The sequence below is a fragment of the Brucella sp. NBRC 12953 genome, from assembly GCF_040369775.1.
GTDB lineage: Bacteria > Pseudomonadota > Alphaproteobacteria > Rhizobiales > Rhizobiaceae > Brucella > Brucella pseudogrignonensis.
The window spans coordinates 231,355-246,554 of record NZ_BAABSV010000003.1; the positions used below are offsets into that span (position 1 = coordinate 231,355).

The window sequence follows — 15,200 nt, forward strand, 5'->3', positions numbered from 1 at the left end:
GGCCTTGCTTTTGCTATCAGGCTGCCTGCTTCAGCGCCTTTTCGCATCGAATGAGCATTCCATAAAGGTCGCGTGGCTCGTCAGGATCAGCCAGCATATCCAGCTCGACAAAGAGGCCCGTTTCCTCCAACTTGCTGCGGACATAACGCAGCGCCGAGAAATCTTCGATTGCGAAACCAACACTGTCAAACAGGGTGATGGCTCGGTCGGAAGCACGACCAGAGATCGCACCGGTGATGACTTCCCAGAGCTCTTTGACCGGATAGTCGGCGTCAAGCTGCTGGATTTCACCTTCGATGCGGGTCTGCGGCGGGTATTCGACAAAAATGTCGGAACGCAGCAAAATGTCTTTGTTCAACTCGGTTTTGCCAGGGCAATCGCCGCCAACGGCATTGATATGCACGCCAGGGCCGACCATGTTGTCACTGAGGATAGTGGCATATTGCTTGTCAGCCGTAACAGTCGTGATGATGTCGGCACCTTCAACGGCTTCCTGCGATGTGTTGTGAATCGAAACAGAAAAGCCCTTGTCACTCAGGTTACGCGCACAGCGCTCGCTCGCAGAACGATCAATGTCAAAGAGGCGGAGATTTTCGATTCCCAGGATGGCTTTGAACGCCAACGCCTGAAACTCGCTCTGTGCGCCATTTCCGATGATCGTCATGGTCTTTGAATCAGGCCGCGCAAGATGTTTGGCGGCGACTGCTGACATTGCAGCTGTGCGAAGCGCTGTGAGAATCGTCATCTCCGTCAACAGCATTGGATAACCGTTGCCAACATCGGAGAGCACGCCAAAGGCGGTAACGGTCTGGCGACCTTCCTTTGTGTTCTTCGGATGGCCGTTTACATATTTAAATCCATAAAGCGTGCCGTCGCTTGTCGGCATCAGCTCAATTACACCTTCGTCGGAGTGGGATGCGATACGCGGCGTCTTGTCGAACTGTTCCCAACGGCGGAAATCTTCTTCGATCACGTCGGCCAGCTCTTTGAGGAAGGTTTCAACTCCCACCGTGAGCACAAGCTTCATCATGTGATCGACACTGACAAACGGAACTATATTCAGCTTTTCATTGGTCATTGATATGAACCTTTATCCAACATGTTTGGGCAAAGCACTGCTGGCTCAGGCCTTGGTTACGAGAAAATTTTCCGCAATCATCGAAACGATCTGCGGCAGGACTTCAAAGGCATAAGGCGCGTGTACACGCTCAAGCTTCTGGTGGAATTCACGTCCCCATGGGCCAATATTGACCACCGGGAATTGTAAGGCGTCACTCGCCGGATGATCGACAAGACGGGCGACCGGCGTGTTGTTTGAAACAATATCCTGCCCAAGCGTCGCCTGCCCCAGAAAGCTCATGTCGGAAATGCCCTGGAAATACGGCTTCCAGACGAGTGACTGATCCGGAAAGGCCGCAAATGCCTGCATCGTTGTGTCGATAGCCTGTTTGAACGCACGATCATTAGCCTGCGTATGATCAAGACGGCTCGCTGGGTAATGCAGACCGGCAAACCCCACAACAACTGCTGGACCTGACAGATGTGCAACGCCGACAAGCCATTCAGTCAGTTGGCGGCTGACCGACAACGGATTGTCGATATCGGCAAGGCGCTTTTCCTGCTCGCTGTAAAGAGCTTCGAACTGCTCACCGGCGACCTCTGCAGCCATCACGCGCAACTGCTCGAATGTGATGAGCTTCGGTGCTGCCGGAATTGCGCCAGCGCGTTTTCCGATCAGTTCTCCGAACGCTTCAGACTGACCGGCAAAGCGCTCAACGGCCTCTGTCGCACCAGCCAGAACTTCCTCCTTAAAACGACTGAACAGCTCTTCCGCCGTCATGGCATGATAAAGCCAGTTAAGCGCGATCCAGAAACGTTCTGGCGTCGTCACTTCATATCCGTCACGCAGATCTTTTGCTTCAAGGCAGATTGGTGGCGGCGAGATATCATTCTCATCGCGATCAGCAAGCGCTGCATTGCCTTCAAAGCGTGCAAGAATGGCGGCGGCCATCGCCTGTGCGCTCACGCCTTCATATGGATAGCTCGCATGTGAGCTCAATCCGATAACCAGCGCAAAGGGCAGCAGCTTTCCGATGGTCCCAGCATAAACCGCACGACCTTCTTTTCCGTCGCCCTGATCAGATGTCACATCGAGATTGATCGCAGCCGAGATTTCAATGTCAAAGTCGCGGGCGATAGCTGGCAGCGCATTGCGCATCGAACGCATGCCACGGCTTTCGCGTTCTTCATCGGGGGTGAAAACCAGCAACAAATTACCGCTGCGATCCGGGTCAGCCGCAAATTTTTCAGCACAGGCTATACCCACGGCAAGCCCGCTTTTCATATCGAGCAGGCCACGTCCCGGGAGGAAATCGCCGCTCAGCAAATCTTCCAGCGCGCGCTCTTCCTGAGCGGATCGTGAACGATTAGACAAATCCTTGATAAGAGCGTCCTTGAGTTTCAGGCTCTCACAAGCGAGCGACTTAAGCTCGTGGTAGTTATCGGTTGCGACCGTATCAAAATGGCCTGCAAGAGCGAGCGTGCGCTTGCCGTTTCCGCGCACCAGCGCGACCACATTATGGGTCAGCGGATCACCATGGCTGGCTACTGTGCGAATATTATCCGGGTTCTGCTGGAAGTAGGGTATTTCCTTGAGTACGGCTACGAGATGATCGGAAAACTCCGCCTCTCCGGGTGTGCCTGTTTCACTGCCCCAGCCAACAAGGCGCAATGCCAGATCTTCGACATGCTGCGCATTAATATGGTTGTGCGCGGTCGTTACGGCGTTGGACGCGCCGTTTGAAACACTCGCAGTCATTGAATCTAATCTCCGTCGATTAGAGCGTGTTTCGAGATGTCAGAAACACGCTTCAGAACATAAACTTCAGGCTTCGGTCGTTTTCGACCGGCTTATTGCGAAAGATGCTTTCGTAGGAAAGCTCTTGTCCGTTCCTCGGTAGGATCGGACAAGACTTGGCTTGGCGCGCCTTGCTCAACCACCACGCCACCATCCATGAACATCACATGGTCGGAGACTTCGGCGGCAAAGCGCATTTCGTGGGTGACGATCAGCATGGTCATGTGCTCGTTTGCGAGCTGCTTCATGACCTGATTGACTTCTTCGACCAGCTCCGGATCAAGCGCAGATGTCGCTTCATCAAAAAGCATAACTTTGGGCTGCATTGCCAAAGCGCGAGCAATGGCAACACGTTGCTTCTGACCGCCAGAGAGACGTGCCGGATAGGCGTGCCCCTTATCGACGAGGCCTACCTTGGCGAGCAGAGTGTTAGCGCGTTCCAATGCATCCGCCCGGGACAAGCCCTTGAGCTTCATCGGTCCGACCATGATGTTCTGCAGAACCGTCAAATGCGGGAAGAGGTTAAACTGCTGAAAAACCATCCCCATTTCCTGACGGATGTGGTTGATGTGCTTTTCAAAAGCACGCCCCTTGAGCGGACGATTTACCTGATGTCCATCAAGCCAGATTTCGCCGCTTGAGGATTCCTCCAACATATTGATGGAGCGGAGCAACGTGCTCTTACCCGATCCGCTGGGGCCTATGATGGAAACGATCTTCCCGCGTGCAACAGTCAGGTCGATGCCTTTCAGCACCTCGATTTCGCCGTAAGATTTCCGAATTTGGCGCAATTCGATCATGGGGGTCTGTGTGTTCATCGGATAGCTTCCGCTTTCTTGGCCGCTTTGCTCAAACCCCATTCCATCAGAAGATTGACGAGGTAATAGAGCACGGCTGCAACGAAGTAGAACTCAAAAGGACGATAGGTTTCGCTGATGCCACGCTGGGCATTCAGCACCAGTTCTGTGATGCCGAGCACCGAAAGAACGGCCGTGTCCTTGAGCAGGATAATGCTGTTATTGCCGACCTGTGGCAAAGCCGTAAGGATTGCCTGCGGGATAATGAAATAGCGCAAAGAGGCACCATTGCCGAAGCCAAGCGAGCGAGCGGCTTCCATTTGTCCCTTGTCGACAGCCTCCAGCGACGCGCGGAAAATATCGGCATTATAGGCAGCATAATGCATACCAAGCCCGAACACACCGGTCCAGAATGCAGGCACCATGATCCCGATCTGCGACAGGCCATAATAGAGCAGATAAAGCTGCAGCAGCAGCGGTGTGCCCATGAACAGGAATACAATGCCACGCAGGGGAAGGCTGATCAGTTTGGGCGCATGAAGGGTGACGATTGCAATAACAATGCCAAGCACAACGCTGATAACGCCAGCCAGAACGGTGATCAGAACGGTCCACAGAAGACCGATGAGCAACAGTTCCGCATAAGGTGGAACAACTGTGAAATCCAGACTCATGCTCCTGCCCTCTTCTCAGCGTTGAAGTAGGTTTCAAGTCCGCGAACGATCAGCGAAATGACGGCTATGATGACGATGTAAGCCGCAGCAGCCACCGCAAAAACCTCGAAGGGCTTGTAGGTGGAAGTAACAAAGCGCTGCGCGGTATAGGTCAATTCAACCACACCGATGGTGGAGACAAGAGCAGTACTCTTGGTCAGAATAACCGTATTGACGCCCAGCGACCGGATCATCAAAGGAGCAGCCTGTGGCAGAATGAAGAGCCGCATCGTGCCAACTCGACCAAAACCAAGCGACCGGGCGGCTTCATTCTGGCCTTTATCAACTGCCAGGATCGCCCCGCGCATACCCTCAGACATATAGGCGCCGATGTTGAAGCCCATCGTGATGACACCCGCCACAAAGGGCGTGAATTCAAAGCCGAATTGCGGGCCACCAAAGAACACGAGGAAGAGCTGCACCAGAAGCGGCGTACCACGCATGATGCTGATATAGGCCACAGCAATCCAGCGCACTGGTGCATATCGCGAAAAGCGCGCCATAACGAGCAGACTGGCGACAACCAGACCGATCAGCAGCGACACGACAGTCAGTCCGACAGTGACCCAGGCAGCTTCAACAATGAAGGGAAAAATCCGCTCGATAAGTGCGATATCCATCCTTCAACCTTTCTGCTCCATCAGGAGGAACATCTGCCACGAGATAGTGCTTCAGCGAACGGCTGAAACGAGGCCATGGCAGAGTTTAGGAACGAGAGCATTGTCAATAAAGCTGCTCAGAGCGCTCAACATGAAAACAATGCGTAAAACAGAAAATGCGGCTAAAGATTTTCACTCATGCCGCTTCCGTGTTTGAGGCAGGGCAGCAAATTATGCTGCCCTGACCCGAAACAACCGGATTAACGGATATCCGCGCCAATCCACTTTTCGGAAATGGTCTTGTAAGTGCCATCAGCCATCATATCGTCGAGCGCTTTCTGCATAGCGTCGCGAAGTTCAGGATTGTTCTTGCGAACAGCAATGCCAATGTCATAGCGCGGAAGCTTGTCATCCTTGATCTGCTCGATCGGCGCATTGCTCTTGGAAATGGCAACCAGAACAGGCACGTCGTCGGCAATCACCGCGTCGATGCGGCCCGAACCGAGGTCGAGAAGCATTTCCGGCAGGCCCTTATAGGTGCGGACTTCATACTTGTTCTGCTCGCGAACCCACTTTTCAGAGGTTTCGCCAAGCGTCACACCAATTGTCTTGCCGTCGAGTTCGTCGAGCGACTTGACGCTGTCGCCTTTACGCAGGAACAGGCCAAGACCGGAACGGTAGTAAGGTCCGACGAAGTCGATTGCTTTTTTGCGTTCTTCGGTGATGCCCATCGAGCCGACGATTGTATCGAAGCGGCCGGTAACGAGGCCCGCAATGATGCCATCCCAGGCAGTGGTGACGATTTCAGGCTCAGCCTTCAGACGGCGTGCAATTTCAGAACCGATATCAACGTCGAAGCCAACAACCTTGTTGGATTCATCGACAAAACTGAACGGAGGGAAAACGCCCGAAAGCGCAATCGTCATCTTGCCGTTCTTCTGAATTTTTTCCAGATCATCAGCCTTAGCCGCATGGGCGGATAGTGAGATGCCAAGTGCTATAAGCGCTGTGGAAAAAAGTCTCGCCATTTTCATTATCAGAGTTCCCTACGAAAGCCCCAGGCGGAGCTGTTGACGCTATTTTGATAGCCTTGTAACCGGCCTCAACAGGGATTTGCGCAGCGTTCCTATCGCTTGCAGCATTTTAAGAGCCGCTTATGCACTCCCCTTGGCCAAAATCATTATCTGCAATTAGATTGACAAAAAAGAATATAAAGTGATTATTTTTATAAAATAGTGACGATATCGTCAGCATAACTTACTTTTAAGGAAGCCGTATCAATGGATGAGCTGGACAAGAGACTGATCACAGAGCTTCGCATTAATGGCCGGGCTTCTGTTCCACAGCTTGCAGAGCTTTTAGGCGTTGCACGCGCCACCGCACAAAAACGCCTCGACCGCATGATTGCGAATGGCGACATAAAAGGCTTCACTGTCCGTGTCCGTGACGATATCGGCAAAGATCAGATCCGTGCCTTCATGCTCATCGAAATGTCAGGCTCGTCACTCAAGGCCACAATCAGCGCAATCAAACGCGTTCCAGGCCTCACGGGCGTTTTTAACACTAACGGCATCTGGGATGTGATCGCCGAGCTGGAAGTCTCGACCATCTCCGAGCTTAACGAAGTGATTTCGACGATACGCTCACTTCAGGGCGTCAGCAAAAGCGAAACTTTCATCATGCTCGGGCCAGCATAGGCCTTCTTTGCCGACTATTTATACGCTTTATCGGAACCAAACCCGACGCCAACTCGTTACTCGCTCAAATTCACTTAACAGTAGAGTGGTCAATGCATGTTCTAAATGCGGGGCCGCTATTCTGTTGCGTGGGATATTATAACAAAACGCAAAAAGGCGGTGGCGAATGGCGCAAAGCGATGCTGCAGGCAGCTCATCTCAGGCTACACCATTACAAATTCACGACATCAAGGTCATCGATAACACCAAGCTCAAGAAAGCCATTACCGCTGCGGCCTTGGGCAACGCGATGGAATGGTTCGATTTCGGTGTTTACGGCTTCGTGGCCTATGCATTGGGCCAGGTATTCTTCCCCAATGCAGCCCCCGGCATTCAGACAATTGCAGCGCTTGCCACATTCTCCGTGCCGTTTCTGGTGCGCCCTCTGGGTGGCTTGTTTTTCGGCGTAATGGGCGACCGTTTCGGTCGACAAAAAGTTCTCTCGCTTACAATTATCATCATGGCCGCCAGTACATTCTGTATCGGCCTGATCCCCTCCTATGCCACTATCGGAATCTGGGCGCCTATCCTTTTGCTGCTTTGCAAGCTGGCACAGGGCTTTTCTGTAGGCGGCGAATATACCGGCGCTGCGATCTTCGTCGCCGAATATGCTCCCGACAGGCGTCGCGGCTTCCTGGGCAGCTGGCTGGACTTTGGCTCGATAGCCGGTTTTGTGCTGGGTGCGGGTCTCGTCGTTTTCCTCAGCACCATGGTTGGTGAAGACGCCTTCTTGGACTGGGGCTGGCGCATTCCATTCTACCTTGCCGCTCCGCTCGGGCTGATCGGACTTTATCTTCGCCATGCGGCTGAAGAAACACCCGCATTCACACAACAGCTTGCGGCATTGGAAAAAGAAGACCGTGATGCGATTGAAGACCGGCCGATGGTGTCCTTCAAGGAAATCGTCAGCAAATACTGGCGTGCATTGAGCGTCTGTATTGGCATGGTTCTGGTGACAAACGTCACCTATTACATGCTGCTCACCTATATGCCGACCTATCTTTCCCAGAGCCTGGGCTATTCCGAAGATCACGGTGTGCTGATTATCATTGTCGTGATGATCGGTATGCTGTTCGTGCAGCCCGTCGTCGGCTTCCTTAGCGACCGGTTTGGCCGCAGGCCTTTCTTGATTATCGGCAGTGTGGGCCTATTGTTGTTTGCCGTGCCGGCCTTCCACCTTGTTGCCAGTGGAAACATTGCGACTATTTTTGCTGGCTTGCTGATATTGGCGATTTTGCTCAACTGCCTCACAGGCATCATGGCATCGACACTGCCAGCACTGTTTCCGGCGCGTATTCGCTATAGCGCTCTTGCTGCCGCCTTTAATATTTCAATTATCGTGGCGGGACTGACCCCGACTGTTGCCGCATGGCTTGTCGAGGCAACTGATAATCTTTATCTGCCTGCTTACTATCTCATGTGCGCAGCCATCGTGGGTCTCATCACAGCATTCTTCCTTCCTGAGACGGCCAACAAACCGTTGCGTGGCGACACGCCAAGTGCCTCAAACAAAACGGAAGCCAAACTGCTGCTGAAGGAAGCCTATTCCCATATCGAAGAACGCGTCGATAAGCTCGATGATGAAATTCTCTCGCTCGAACAGCAGATCGAAGAGCTGCAGCTACGCCGTCAGGCGCTCGTTGACCGGCATCCGAAACTAAACTGAGCCGCTCCAGCTTTCGGCCTGTTGCTCACCAATCCCCATCAGATCAATGGCTCGCGCTGCGATCTGATGGGCAATTTCATCTACCGTCTGCGGGTGCAGATAAAAGGCGGGAACTGGCGGCATCACGATTGCGCCCATCTCGGTGACCGTACACATATTGCGCAAATGGACCAGATGCAGTGGTGTTTCGCGGGTGATCAGCAGCAGCTTGCGCCGCTCTTTGAGCTGCACATCGGCAGCGCGCGTTAGCAGACTATCGCTGAAGCCATTGGCTATCGACGCTAAAGTGCGCATGGAACAAGGCGCAACAATCATTCCTGCCGTTTGCACGGATCCGCTGGCAATAGCTGCTCCCACATCCTCAATCGAATAGGTTTTGTCTGCCAGCCTATGCAGCATTGAGTAGCCGTTCGGGCCCAGCTCATAGCGCAAAGTCCGCTCAGCGGCTTGTGATATGACAAGATGCGTTTCAACGGACTGCATCCTGTTCAGGCACTCAAGTATTTTCAGTGAAATGAGCGACCCGGACGCACCTGAAACTCCCACGACAATCCGCTTCACTGTCTGCTCTCCCGGTCGATTCCCAACTCGCCCCACATTGCGTCCACCCGCGCAATGGTCTCTGCATTCATGGAAAGGACAGCGCCCCATTCGCGATCGGTTTCCGCACCGATCTTGTTGGTTGCATCAAGTCCGAGCTTTCCGCCAAGCCCTGAACGCGGTGAAGCGAAATCAAGATAATCCACCGGTGTATGATCAAGCGTAATCAAATCTCGGCTCGCGTCGAAGCGTGTCGATAGCGCCCAGAGCACATCATCCCAATTGCGCACATTGATATCGGGATCGACGGCAATGATAAGCTTGGTGTAGCTGAACTGTGGCAACATTGACCAAAGCCCCATCATCACCCTGCGCGCTTGCCCCGGATATCGCTTGTCGATGGCGACCACCATTGCGCGATAAGAACATGCCGCAGCTGGCAGCCAAAGGTCAGTGATCTCAGGAAATTGTTTGCGCACGACCGGCACAAACAGCTTGTTCATCACCTCGCCGAGCTTTGAAGGTTCATCAGGGGGACGCCCGGTGTAAGTGGAAAGATAAATCGGGTTCTTGCGCATTGTTATCGCGCTGAGACGCATCACCGGAAAATCTTCCACACTGTTATAATAACCAGTGTGATCCCCATAAGGGCCTTCCGGCGCGGTTTCGGTTGCCGATACAAAACCTTCAAGCACAATTTCCGCATTGGCAGGGACGCTGATTGGCACCGTGCGCGCGTCTGCGATTGCGGGCCTTCGCCCCGACAAAAGACCCGAAAACGCAAGCTCGCTCATCCCTTCAGGCAAAGGCATGACAGCTGCAAGAATTGTCGCTGGATCCGCACCGATCGCAACAGCAACGGGCATATCCTTCCCGACCTTCTGCCACATGCGATGATGCCGCGCCCCACCCCGATGTGCCAGCCAGCGCATGACCAGCCTGTCTCGCCCGAGCTTCTGCATCCGGTAAATACCGACATTGATGTCGGATGGATCGTCAGGCGCACAAGTGATGACCAAAGGCCATGTTACCAGTGGAGCAGGCTCTCCGGGCCAGCACCATTGTATCGGCAACGCGTCCAGATCAATGGCGTCTCCCTCGCGTGTGATTGCATGTACCGGCGCACGGCTGACACGCCGTGGTCGCATTGCCAGCGCTGCTTTTGCCAGGGGCAGCTTGCCCCAGATTTCGCCTGCTGAGCGCGGCGGTGTCGGCGCTCTCAACTCTGCCATCAGATTGGCTAAATCAGGCAGCTCTTCCGGACTGCGACCAAGCCCCCATGCAATCCGTCGTTCAGCACCGAAAAGATTGGCAAGCAACGGGATGGATTGCACTTTGCCTTCAGCATCGACCGGATTTTCAAACAGCAAAGCCGGTCCATCAGCTTCCAGAACGCGTTTATGAATTTCCGTGATTTCATGAAGCAGCGAAACTGGACGTTGGATGCGGACGAGATCGCCGTGTCGTTCGAGCTCCGATACGAAGCTCTGTAGATCGCCATAGGAAGAAGGCAGAGGGGATGCATTTTTCATGTCTCACTTTGAATACGCAATTCTTCTGCCGTCTTTGATCCAGATCAAACTCTTACAGGCTTGAATCGCCTAGTCCTTGAGAAGAGGTCGTAAGCTGGTGCGCATAGAAGTGTCTGGAGCAAAGTCATGATGAAAATTCCGCCTGCCGTGGTCGCTCCGGTTCGGTTTGTTCCGCCATTTCTGCTCAAGCCTTTTGTTTCTCGTGTTTTCTTTCAGGTTATCCGTGCGCATCCCGGCCTGTTTGAGCGGCTGGGCGAGCACGTCAACAAACGATTTGGCTTCCGGCCATCCGATCTCCCCTTCGCCTTTCTGGTTGAACCCGGTGCCCCCCGTATTTCGGTACTGCGCAACAAAGACGACTTTAAAACCGATGCCGCAATCGAAGGCCCGCTCGTCATGCTGCTCGCTCTTCTGGAGGGCAAACTTGATGGCGACGCCCTGTTTTTCTCGCGCGACATCACTGTGACCGGCGACATGGAGGCCATGCTGGCCCTGCGCAGTGCGCTGGACGATTGCAATGTTGACCTGCCAGCTGATCTTGGACGCGGCGCAGGGCCATTCGCCCCGGTGGTGCGAACCATTGCAGGCTTTGTGCGCGACAAAGCGCTCGCTGCCGACACAAAAGAGGATACCCCTTCATGGAACTGATCTGTCCTGCCGGAACACCTTCCGCACTTCGCGAAGCCGTGCAGGCCGGAGCCGATGCAGTGTATTGCGGCTTTCGTGATGAAACCAACGCACGCAATTTTCCGGGCCTCAATTTCAGCCGCGAAGAGCTACGGGAAGCGATCAATTTCGCCCATGCCCGTCGGACGCAGGTCTTCGTTGCAATCAACACCTTCATGCGTGCAGGCGACGAGCATATCTGGTACCAAGCCGTTGACGATGCCTCGGCATTGGGTGCCGATGCCGTGATCCTCGCGGATTTTGGGCTGATGGCCTATACAGCGGAGCGCCATCCGCAACAGCGACTGCATGTTTCAGTGCAAGCATCTGCTTCCAATGCCGATGCAATCAGCTTTTTGATCGATGCTTTCAAGGCAAAACGTGTGGTGCTGCCACGCGTGCTGACAATCCCTGATATTGCAAAACTTGGACGCAAGATCGCCTGCGAAATGGAAGTGTTCGTCTTTGGCGGTTTGTGCGTCATGGCCGAAGGCCGCTGCTCGCTGTCGTCTTACGCCACCGGAAAGTCACCCAACATGAATGGGGTCTGCTCGCCTGCAAGCCATGTGCGTTATCGCCACGACGGTTCAGAACTGATTTCAGAACTTGGCGATTATACCATCAACCGCTTCCCGGCAGGCGAAGCAGCAGGCTATCCAACCCTTTGCAAAGGGCGTTTCAACATCGGCGATGAAGAAGGCTATGCATTTGAAGATCCTGTATCTCTCGATGTGATGAACCACATAGACGAACTCTGTGCAGCCGGCGTTTCAGCTCTGAAAATCGAAGGGCGGCAGCGTGGAAAAGCCTATGTCGCTGAAGTTGTTTCAACGCTCCGTCAAACTCTTGCAGCCGGACCCGAAAAGCGGGTCGCACTGCTTTCACGACTACGCGCATTGAGTGAAGGTCAGCAGACCACATCGGGCGCCTATGAAAAGCGCTGGAGATAGCCATGTCCGACCCAAGCTTTAATCCCAGCCTCAGCCTTGGGCCTATTCTTTTTCTCTGGGACGGTCCGAAATGGCGCGATTTCTACTTCCGCATAGCCGATGAAGCACCAGTCGACCATGTCACGCTCGGCGAAATTGTTTGTTCCAAGCGCTTTCATTTCATCGATCCATACATGGGAGATGTGATCGAGCGCTTACAACAGGCAGGCAAGACAATCAGCCTTGGCTCACTCGCGCTTGTCATGCTTGAACGCGAGGCAAAGCATGTTCGGCAGACCACCGAACAATCGCTTTTTCCGGTCGAAGCCAATGATCTCTCCGCGCTGGGCCTGCTGGCTGGCAAGCCGCATATGGTTGGCCCATTGGTCAATGTTTACAACGCCGCCACTGCCAAAGTTCTGGCCGCTCGCGGCGCACAATCCATCTGTCTGCCACCGGAACTACCGTTGGCTTCAATCCGTGAAATCATCAAGGGAGCGCCAGATGTTGCCTTCGAAATCTTCACTTTCGGCCGCATACCACTCGCCATTTCAGCGCGCTGCGCCCACGCACGCTCAAAAGGACACATCAAGGACAATTGTCAGTTTGTTTGTGCCGAGGAGCCGGACGGTCTGCCAGTCAAAACACTCGATAGCCAGTCGTTCCTTGCCTTGAACGGTGTGCAGACGCTGTCGCATACCTGTCAGGCACTCATTGAAGATATGCCCGATCTGAAGGCCGCGGGCGTTGCACGTTTCAGGCTTTCGCCGCAGGATTGTGACATGGTTGCTGTCGCAAAGGTTCACGACGACGTGCTGCATGAACGTATCGACACGGAAGAAGGCCTTGCCCGATTGCAGGCGATTTACCCGACCGTTCCGCTTTCCAACGGCTTTCTACATGGCGGCATCGGTGCCGCCTGGGTCAGCCGACACAAAACTGCATCGGTTATGCATAGCTGATAAAATCAGCTTGCAGCCGACAGCGCTCTAAGCGGAGTAATGGTTTCAAGCCAGTCTGCGAGAACCGTCTGGTCCGGTGCAAGCAAAATACCGAAATCGCCTGCGAACTCGTTCCAGCCCTCAACATAGGTTTCGCGCACGACTGTCAGCACGGGTATCTGCTTTGCATAGGCCAGCTCGATAACGGTCCGAAACCCCTGACCTTCCGTTTCGCCTTTGCCAAAACGGTTGAGGATCAGCAAATCTGCTCCGGCTTCGATTTCGGCACGCAACGATCCTGCCACATCTGCAAGTGCTGCCGGATCAAGCCTGCAACCGCGCGAGCCGGTGCCGAGCGGTTGCGAGATAATTTGCCGATTGCCGCTGCCAATCCGTTCAATAACAATTTCGCGGCAGCATTCGTCGGTATCGGGGCCACGGTGTTGCAAAAAGCCCGCGACCTTCAAGCCACGTTCGCCGGCTCTCGCAGCAACCGACGCCAACAGCGGATCGACCGCCACGTCTTTTTCGGCCAGAATTGCTGCAAGAATCGGCTGTGTGGTCATTGGCTTTCTTCCTCACCGGACAAAAGGTCGATACCGGTAATCTCTGCCTCTGCGGCCAAAATAGCAATATATTGCGAAACAGCTTTCGACCAGGTGGAAGCTTCAAGCCAGCCCGCGATGCGCTCAGCCACAAAATCGAATGGCAACACCTCGCCATCGACACGATGATCGAGCTTGATAATGTGAAAGCCAAAGCGGCTTTCAATCGGTGCCGCTGTGATTTCACCGGGCGCAAGACGATCAAGCGCACGCTCAAACTCCGGCACGGTACTGCCTCGCGACAATTGCCCAAGGCTGCCACCCTGTGCAGCTGAAGGGCAGGCGGAATATTCGTGCGCCATCGCCGCAAATATTGCCGGTTCAGCCAGAATAGAAGTCGCCAGGAACGATGCCGTGCCGCGTGCCTTTTCGCGCGCCTGCTGATCGGCTGGGTCGGCCGCAATCAGAATATGGCTTGCTTGAAGCAAAGGCGAGCTGGTGAAACGCTGCCGGTTTTTCTCATAAAAGCGCAAACATTCATCGCTTGATGCAGAAGGCACTTCAACTTCCTGATCGATCACCATCCGCACCAGCGCATCGTCGTCGGTTTCAGGACGCCCTTCGGCATCTTTCTCACGTTCTGGGGTAATGCCAACCTCTCTTGCGCGCTGCAAAAGCAACTCTCGGACTGCAAGGGCGCGAGCGGCTGCAAGCAAGGCTGCTCCCGGGTTTTCTGCTGGGTGGTTTTGTGCCTCCGTCAGAATGTCACTTTCGGCAATCGCAACGCCGTTGACCGAAACCGCATCAAAGATCGGGCGCGGCTTTGGCGGTATGCGTGTATCCGGCTCCTGGTATGTGGAATAGCTACCATGCCCGCCCGAATGCTTATGGTCATGTGCTTTCGGCTGTTTGCTTTCAAAAAGTGTTGCCATCAGTTCTGCTCCGCCCGCAAGTTGTTCTGAACGCGGGCATGGGATGGCGCCCGGCTATTATTGCGCTTGCGCACAACCTGATAGCCGGGACGCCAGATATAACGCACAGGTGCGCTCAGCATATGAACGAGACGCGTAAACGGGAACAGCAGCAGGATTGTCAGACCCAAACCGATATGCAGCTTGAAGATAAGCGATGCATCAGCAACGTAGCTTGAAGCCTGCGAGTTGAAAGTGAAGATACCCTGTGCCCAGCTCATGAATTTCACCATTTCATGGCCATCCAGATGCTGTAGCGATACCGGAATGGTCGCAAGCCCCAGCAGCAGCTGAATCCAGAGCAGAATGATGATGAGCGTGTCAGTCGGACGCGATGACGCGCGAATACGCGGGTCAAACAGGCGACGATGCACGAGAAGCGTGGCACCGATAATTGCCATGACACCTGCAACGCCACCGGCCACAATGGCGAGTATCTGCTTGGCTTCATGGCTGATGCCGAGCGTATCAAATACCCAGATTGGCGTGAGCAACCCGACAAAATGCCCGGCGAAAATCACAAGCACACCGAGATGGAACGATACCGAGCCCCACATCAGCTGTTTGCGACGCAAAAGCTGACTGGAACCGGAACGCCATGTATAGGGCTCGCGGTCATAGCGAAAGATCGAACCGAGTGCCAAAACGCTCAGCGCAATATAGGGATAAATCCCAAACAGGAACGTATTGATATGACTAGCCATCATC

The 15,200-nt window shown here is 54.1% G+C and carries 16 protein-coding genes; 5 read left to right on the forward strand and 11 right to left on the reverse strand.

The genetic code is table 11. From position 1 onward, the window contains the following. Nucleotides 1–16: 16 nt before the first annotated feature. The 6 genes from ocd to ABWV94_RS08610 all read right to left on the reverse strand — a co-directional run bounded on the left by ocd (nucleotide 17) and on the right by ABWV94_RS08610 (nucleotide 5,994). Nucleotides 17–1,078 carry an ornithine cyclodeaminase gene (ocd, locus tag ABWV94_RS08585; protein WP_064321276.1) on the reverse strand — a complete coding sequence of 354 codons (1,062 nt, stop codon included), beginning with the start codon at nucleotides 1,076–1,078 and terminating at the stop codon, nucleotides 17–19. Nucleotides 1,079–1,123: 45 nt separating this feature from the next. Next, on the reverse strand, nucleotides 1,124–2,818 hold the full coding sequence (locus ABWV94_RS08590; protein ID WP_353413175.1) for a M20/M25/M40 family metallo-hydrolase: 1,695 nt from the start codon (nucleotides 2,816–2,818) through the stop codon (nucleotides 1,124–1,126). Between the two features lie 92 nt (nucleotides 2,819–2,910). Next, nucleotides 2,911–3,675: an amino acid ABC transporter ATP-binding protein gene (locus ABWV94_RS08595; RefSeq protein WP_353413177.1), complete on the reverse strand. Its 765-nt coding sequence runs from the start codon at nucleotides 3,673–3,675 to the stop codon at nucleotides 2,911–2,913. Continuing rightward, complete coding sequence (locus ABWV94_RS08600) at nucleotides 3,672–4,328, reverse strand: amino acid ABC transporter permease (RefSeq protein WP_007877612.1); 657 nt, start codon at nucleotides 4,326–4,328, stop codon at nucleotides 3,672–3,674. Before ABWV94_RS08600 ends, ABWV94_RS08595 begins: the two co-directional genes overlap by 4 nt. After that, on the reverse strand, nucleotides 4,325–4,987 hold the full coding sequence (locus ABWV94_RS08605; RefSeq protein ID WP_007877610.1) for an amino acid ABC transporter permease: 663 nt from the start codon (nucleotides 4,985–4,987) through the stop codon (nucleotides 4,325–4,327). The genes ABWV94_RS08600 and ABWV94_RS08605 overlap by 4 nt, the downstream gene beginning before the upstream one ends. A gap of 239 nt (nucleotides 4,988–5,226) precedes the next feature. Beyond that, nucleotides 5,227–5,994, reverse strand: a complete 768-nt coding sequence (locus ABWV94_RS08610) for a transporter substrate-binding domain-containing protein (RefSeq protein ID WP_039860371.1) — start codon at nucleotides 5,992–5,994, stop codon at nucleotides 5,227–5,229. A 252-nt stretch (nucleotides 5,995–6,246) separates the two neighbouring features. Between ABWV94_RS08610 and ABWV94_RS08615 the strand changes: the two genes are divergently transcribed. Both ABWV94_RS08615 and proP read left to right on the forward strand, forming a co-directional pair. Further along, on the forward strand, nucleotides 6,247–6,663 hold the full coding sequence (locus ABWV94_RS08615) for an Lrp/AsnC family transcriptional regulator (RefSeq protein ID WP_007877606.1): 417 nt from the start codon (nucleotides 6,247–6,249) through the stop codon (nucleotides 6,661–6,663). Nucleotides 6,664–6,829: 166 nt separating this feature from the next. Beyond that, nucleotides 6,830–8,368, forward strand: a complete 1,539-nt coding sequence (gene proP, locus ABWV94_RS08620) for a glycine betaine/L-proline transporter ProP (protein WP_353413180.1) — start codon at nucleotides 6,830–6,832, stop codon at nucleotides 8,366–8,368. Here proP and ABWV94_RS08625 read toward each other — a convergent pair. After that, nucleotides 8,360–8,929 (reverse strand): UbiX family flavin prenyltransferase, encoded by a 570-nt coding sequence (locus tag ABWV94_RS08625; RefSeq protein ID WP_353413182.1) that lies wholly within the window; start codon nucleotides 8,927–8,929, stop codon nucleotides 8,360–8,362. The two genes, proP and ABWV94_RS08625, sit on opposite strands and share 9 nt — an antisense overlap. Beyond that, nucleotides 8,926–10,440: a UbiD family decarboxylase gene (locus ABWV94_RS08630; protein ID WP_353413184.1), complete on the reverse strand. Its 1,515-nt coding sequence runs from the start codon at nucleotides 10,438–10,440 to the stop codon at nucleotides 8,926–8,928. Before ABWV94_RS08630 ends, ABWV94_RS08625 begins: the two co-directional genes overlap by 4 nt. Before the next feature lie 126 nt (nucleotides 10,441–10,566). On the opposite strand from ABWV94_RS08630, the gene ubiT reads away from it, so the two are divergent. The 3 genes from ubiT to ubiV are packed head-to-tail and all read left to right on the forward strand — an operon-like array spanning nucleotide 10,567 to nucleotide 12,997. Further along, nucleotides 10,567–11,088, forward strand: coding sequence for a ubiquinone anaerobic biosynthesis accessory factor UbiT (ubiT, locus tag ABWV94_RS08635; protein ID WP_353413186.1), 522 nt, complete (start codon nucleotides 10,567–10,569; stop codon nucleotides 11,086–11,088). Continuing rightward, the gene (gene ubiU, locus ABWV94_RS08640) at nucleotides 11,079–12,056 is read left to right on the forward strand and encodes a ubiquinone anaerobic biosynthesis protein UbiU (RefSeq protein ID WP_353413188.1); all 978 of its coding nucleotides are present in this window, start codon (nucleotides 11,079–11,081) and stop codon (nucleotides 12,054–12,056) included. Before ubiT ends, ubiU begins: the two co-directional genes overlap by 10 nt. 2 nt (nucleotides 12,057–12,058) lie before the next feature. Beyond that, complete coding sequence (ubiV, locus tag ABWV94_RS08645; RefSeq protein WP_353413190.1) at nucleotides 12,059–12,997, forward strand: ubiquinone anaerobic biosynthesis protein UbiV; 939 nt, start codon at nucleotides 12,059–12,061, stop codon at nucleotides 12,995–12,997. A 5-nt stretch (nucleotides 12,998–13,002) separates the two neighbouring features. Here the strand turns inward: ubiV and ABWV94_RS08650 are convergent, their stop codons facing one another. From ABWV94_RS08650 to narI, 3 genes are read right to left on the reverse strand one after another with little or no spacing between them, the layout of a single operon-like run. Next, entirely contained in the window at nucleotides 13,003–13,542 is a 540-nt protein-coding gene (locus ABWV94_RS08650; protein ID WP_353413192.1) for a DUF2478 domain-containing protein, read from the reverse strand. Beyond that, entirely contained in the window at nucleotides 13,539–14,453 is a 915-nt protein-coding gene (locus tag ABWV94_RS08655) for a peptidylprolyl isomerase (protein WP_353413194.1), read from the reverse strand. Before ABWV94_RS08655 ends, ABWV94_RS08650 begins: the two co-directional genes overlap by 4 nt. Continuing rightward, entirely contained in the window at nucleotides 14,453–15,196 is a 744-nt protein-coding gene (gene narI / locus ABWV94_RS08660) for a respiratory nitrate reductase subunit gamma (protein ID WP_353413196.1), read from the reverse strand. The genes ABWV94_RS08655 and narI overlap by 1 nt, the downstream gene beginning before the upstream one ends. Between the last annotated feature and the right edge of the window lie 4 nt (nucleotides 15,197–15,200).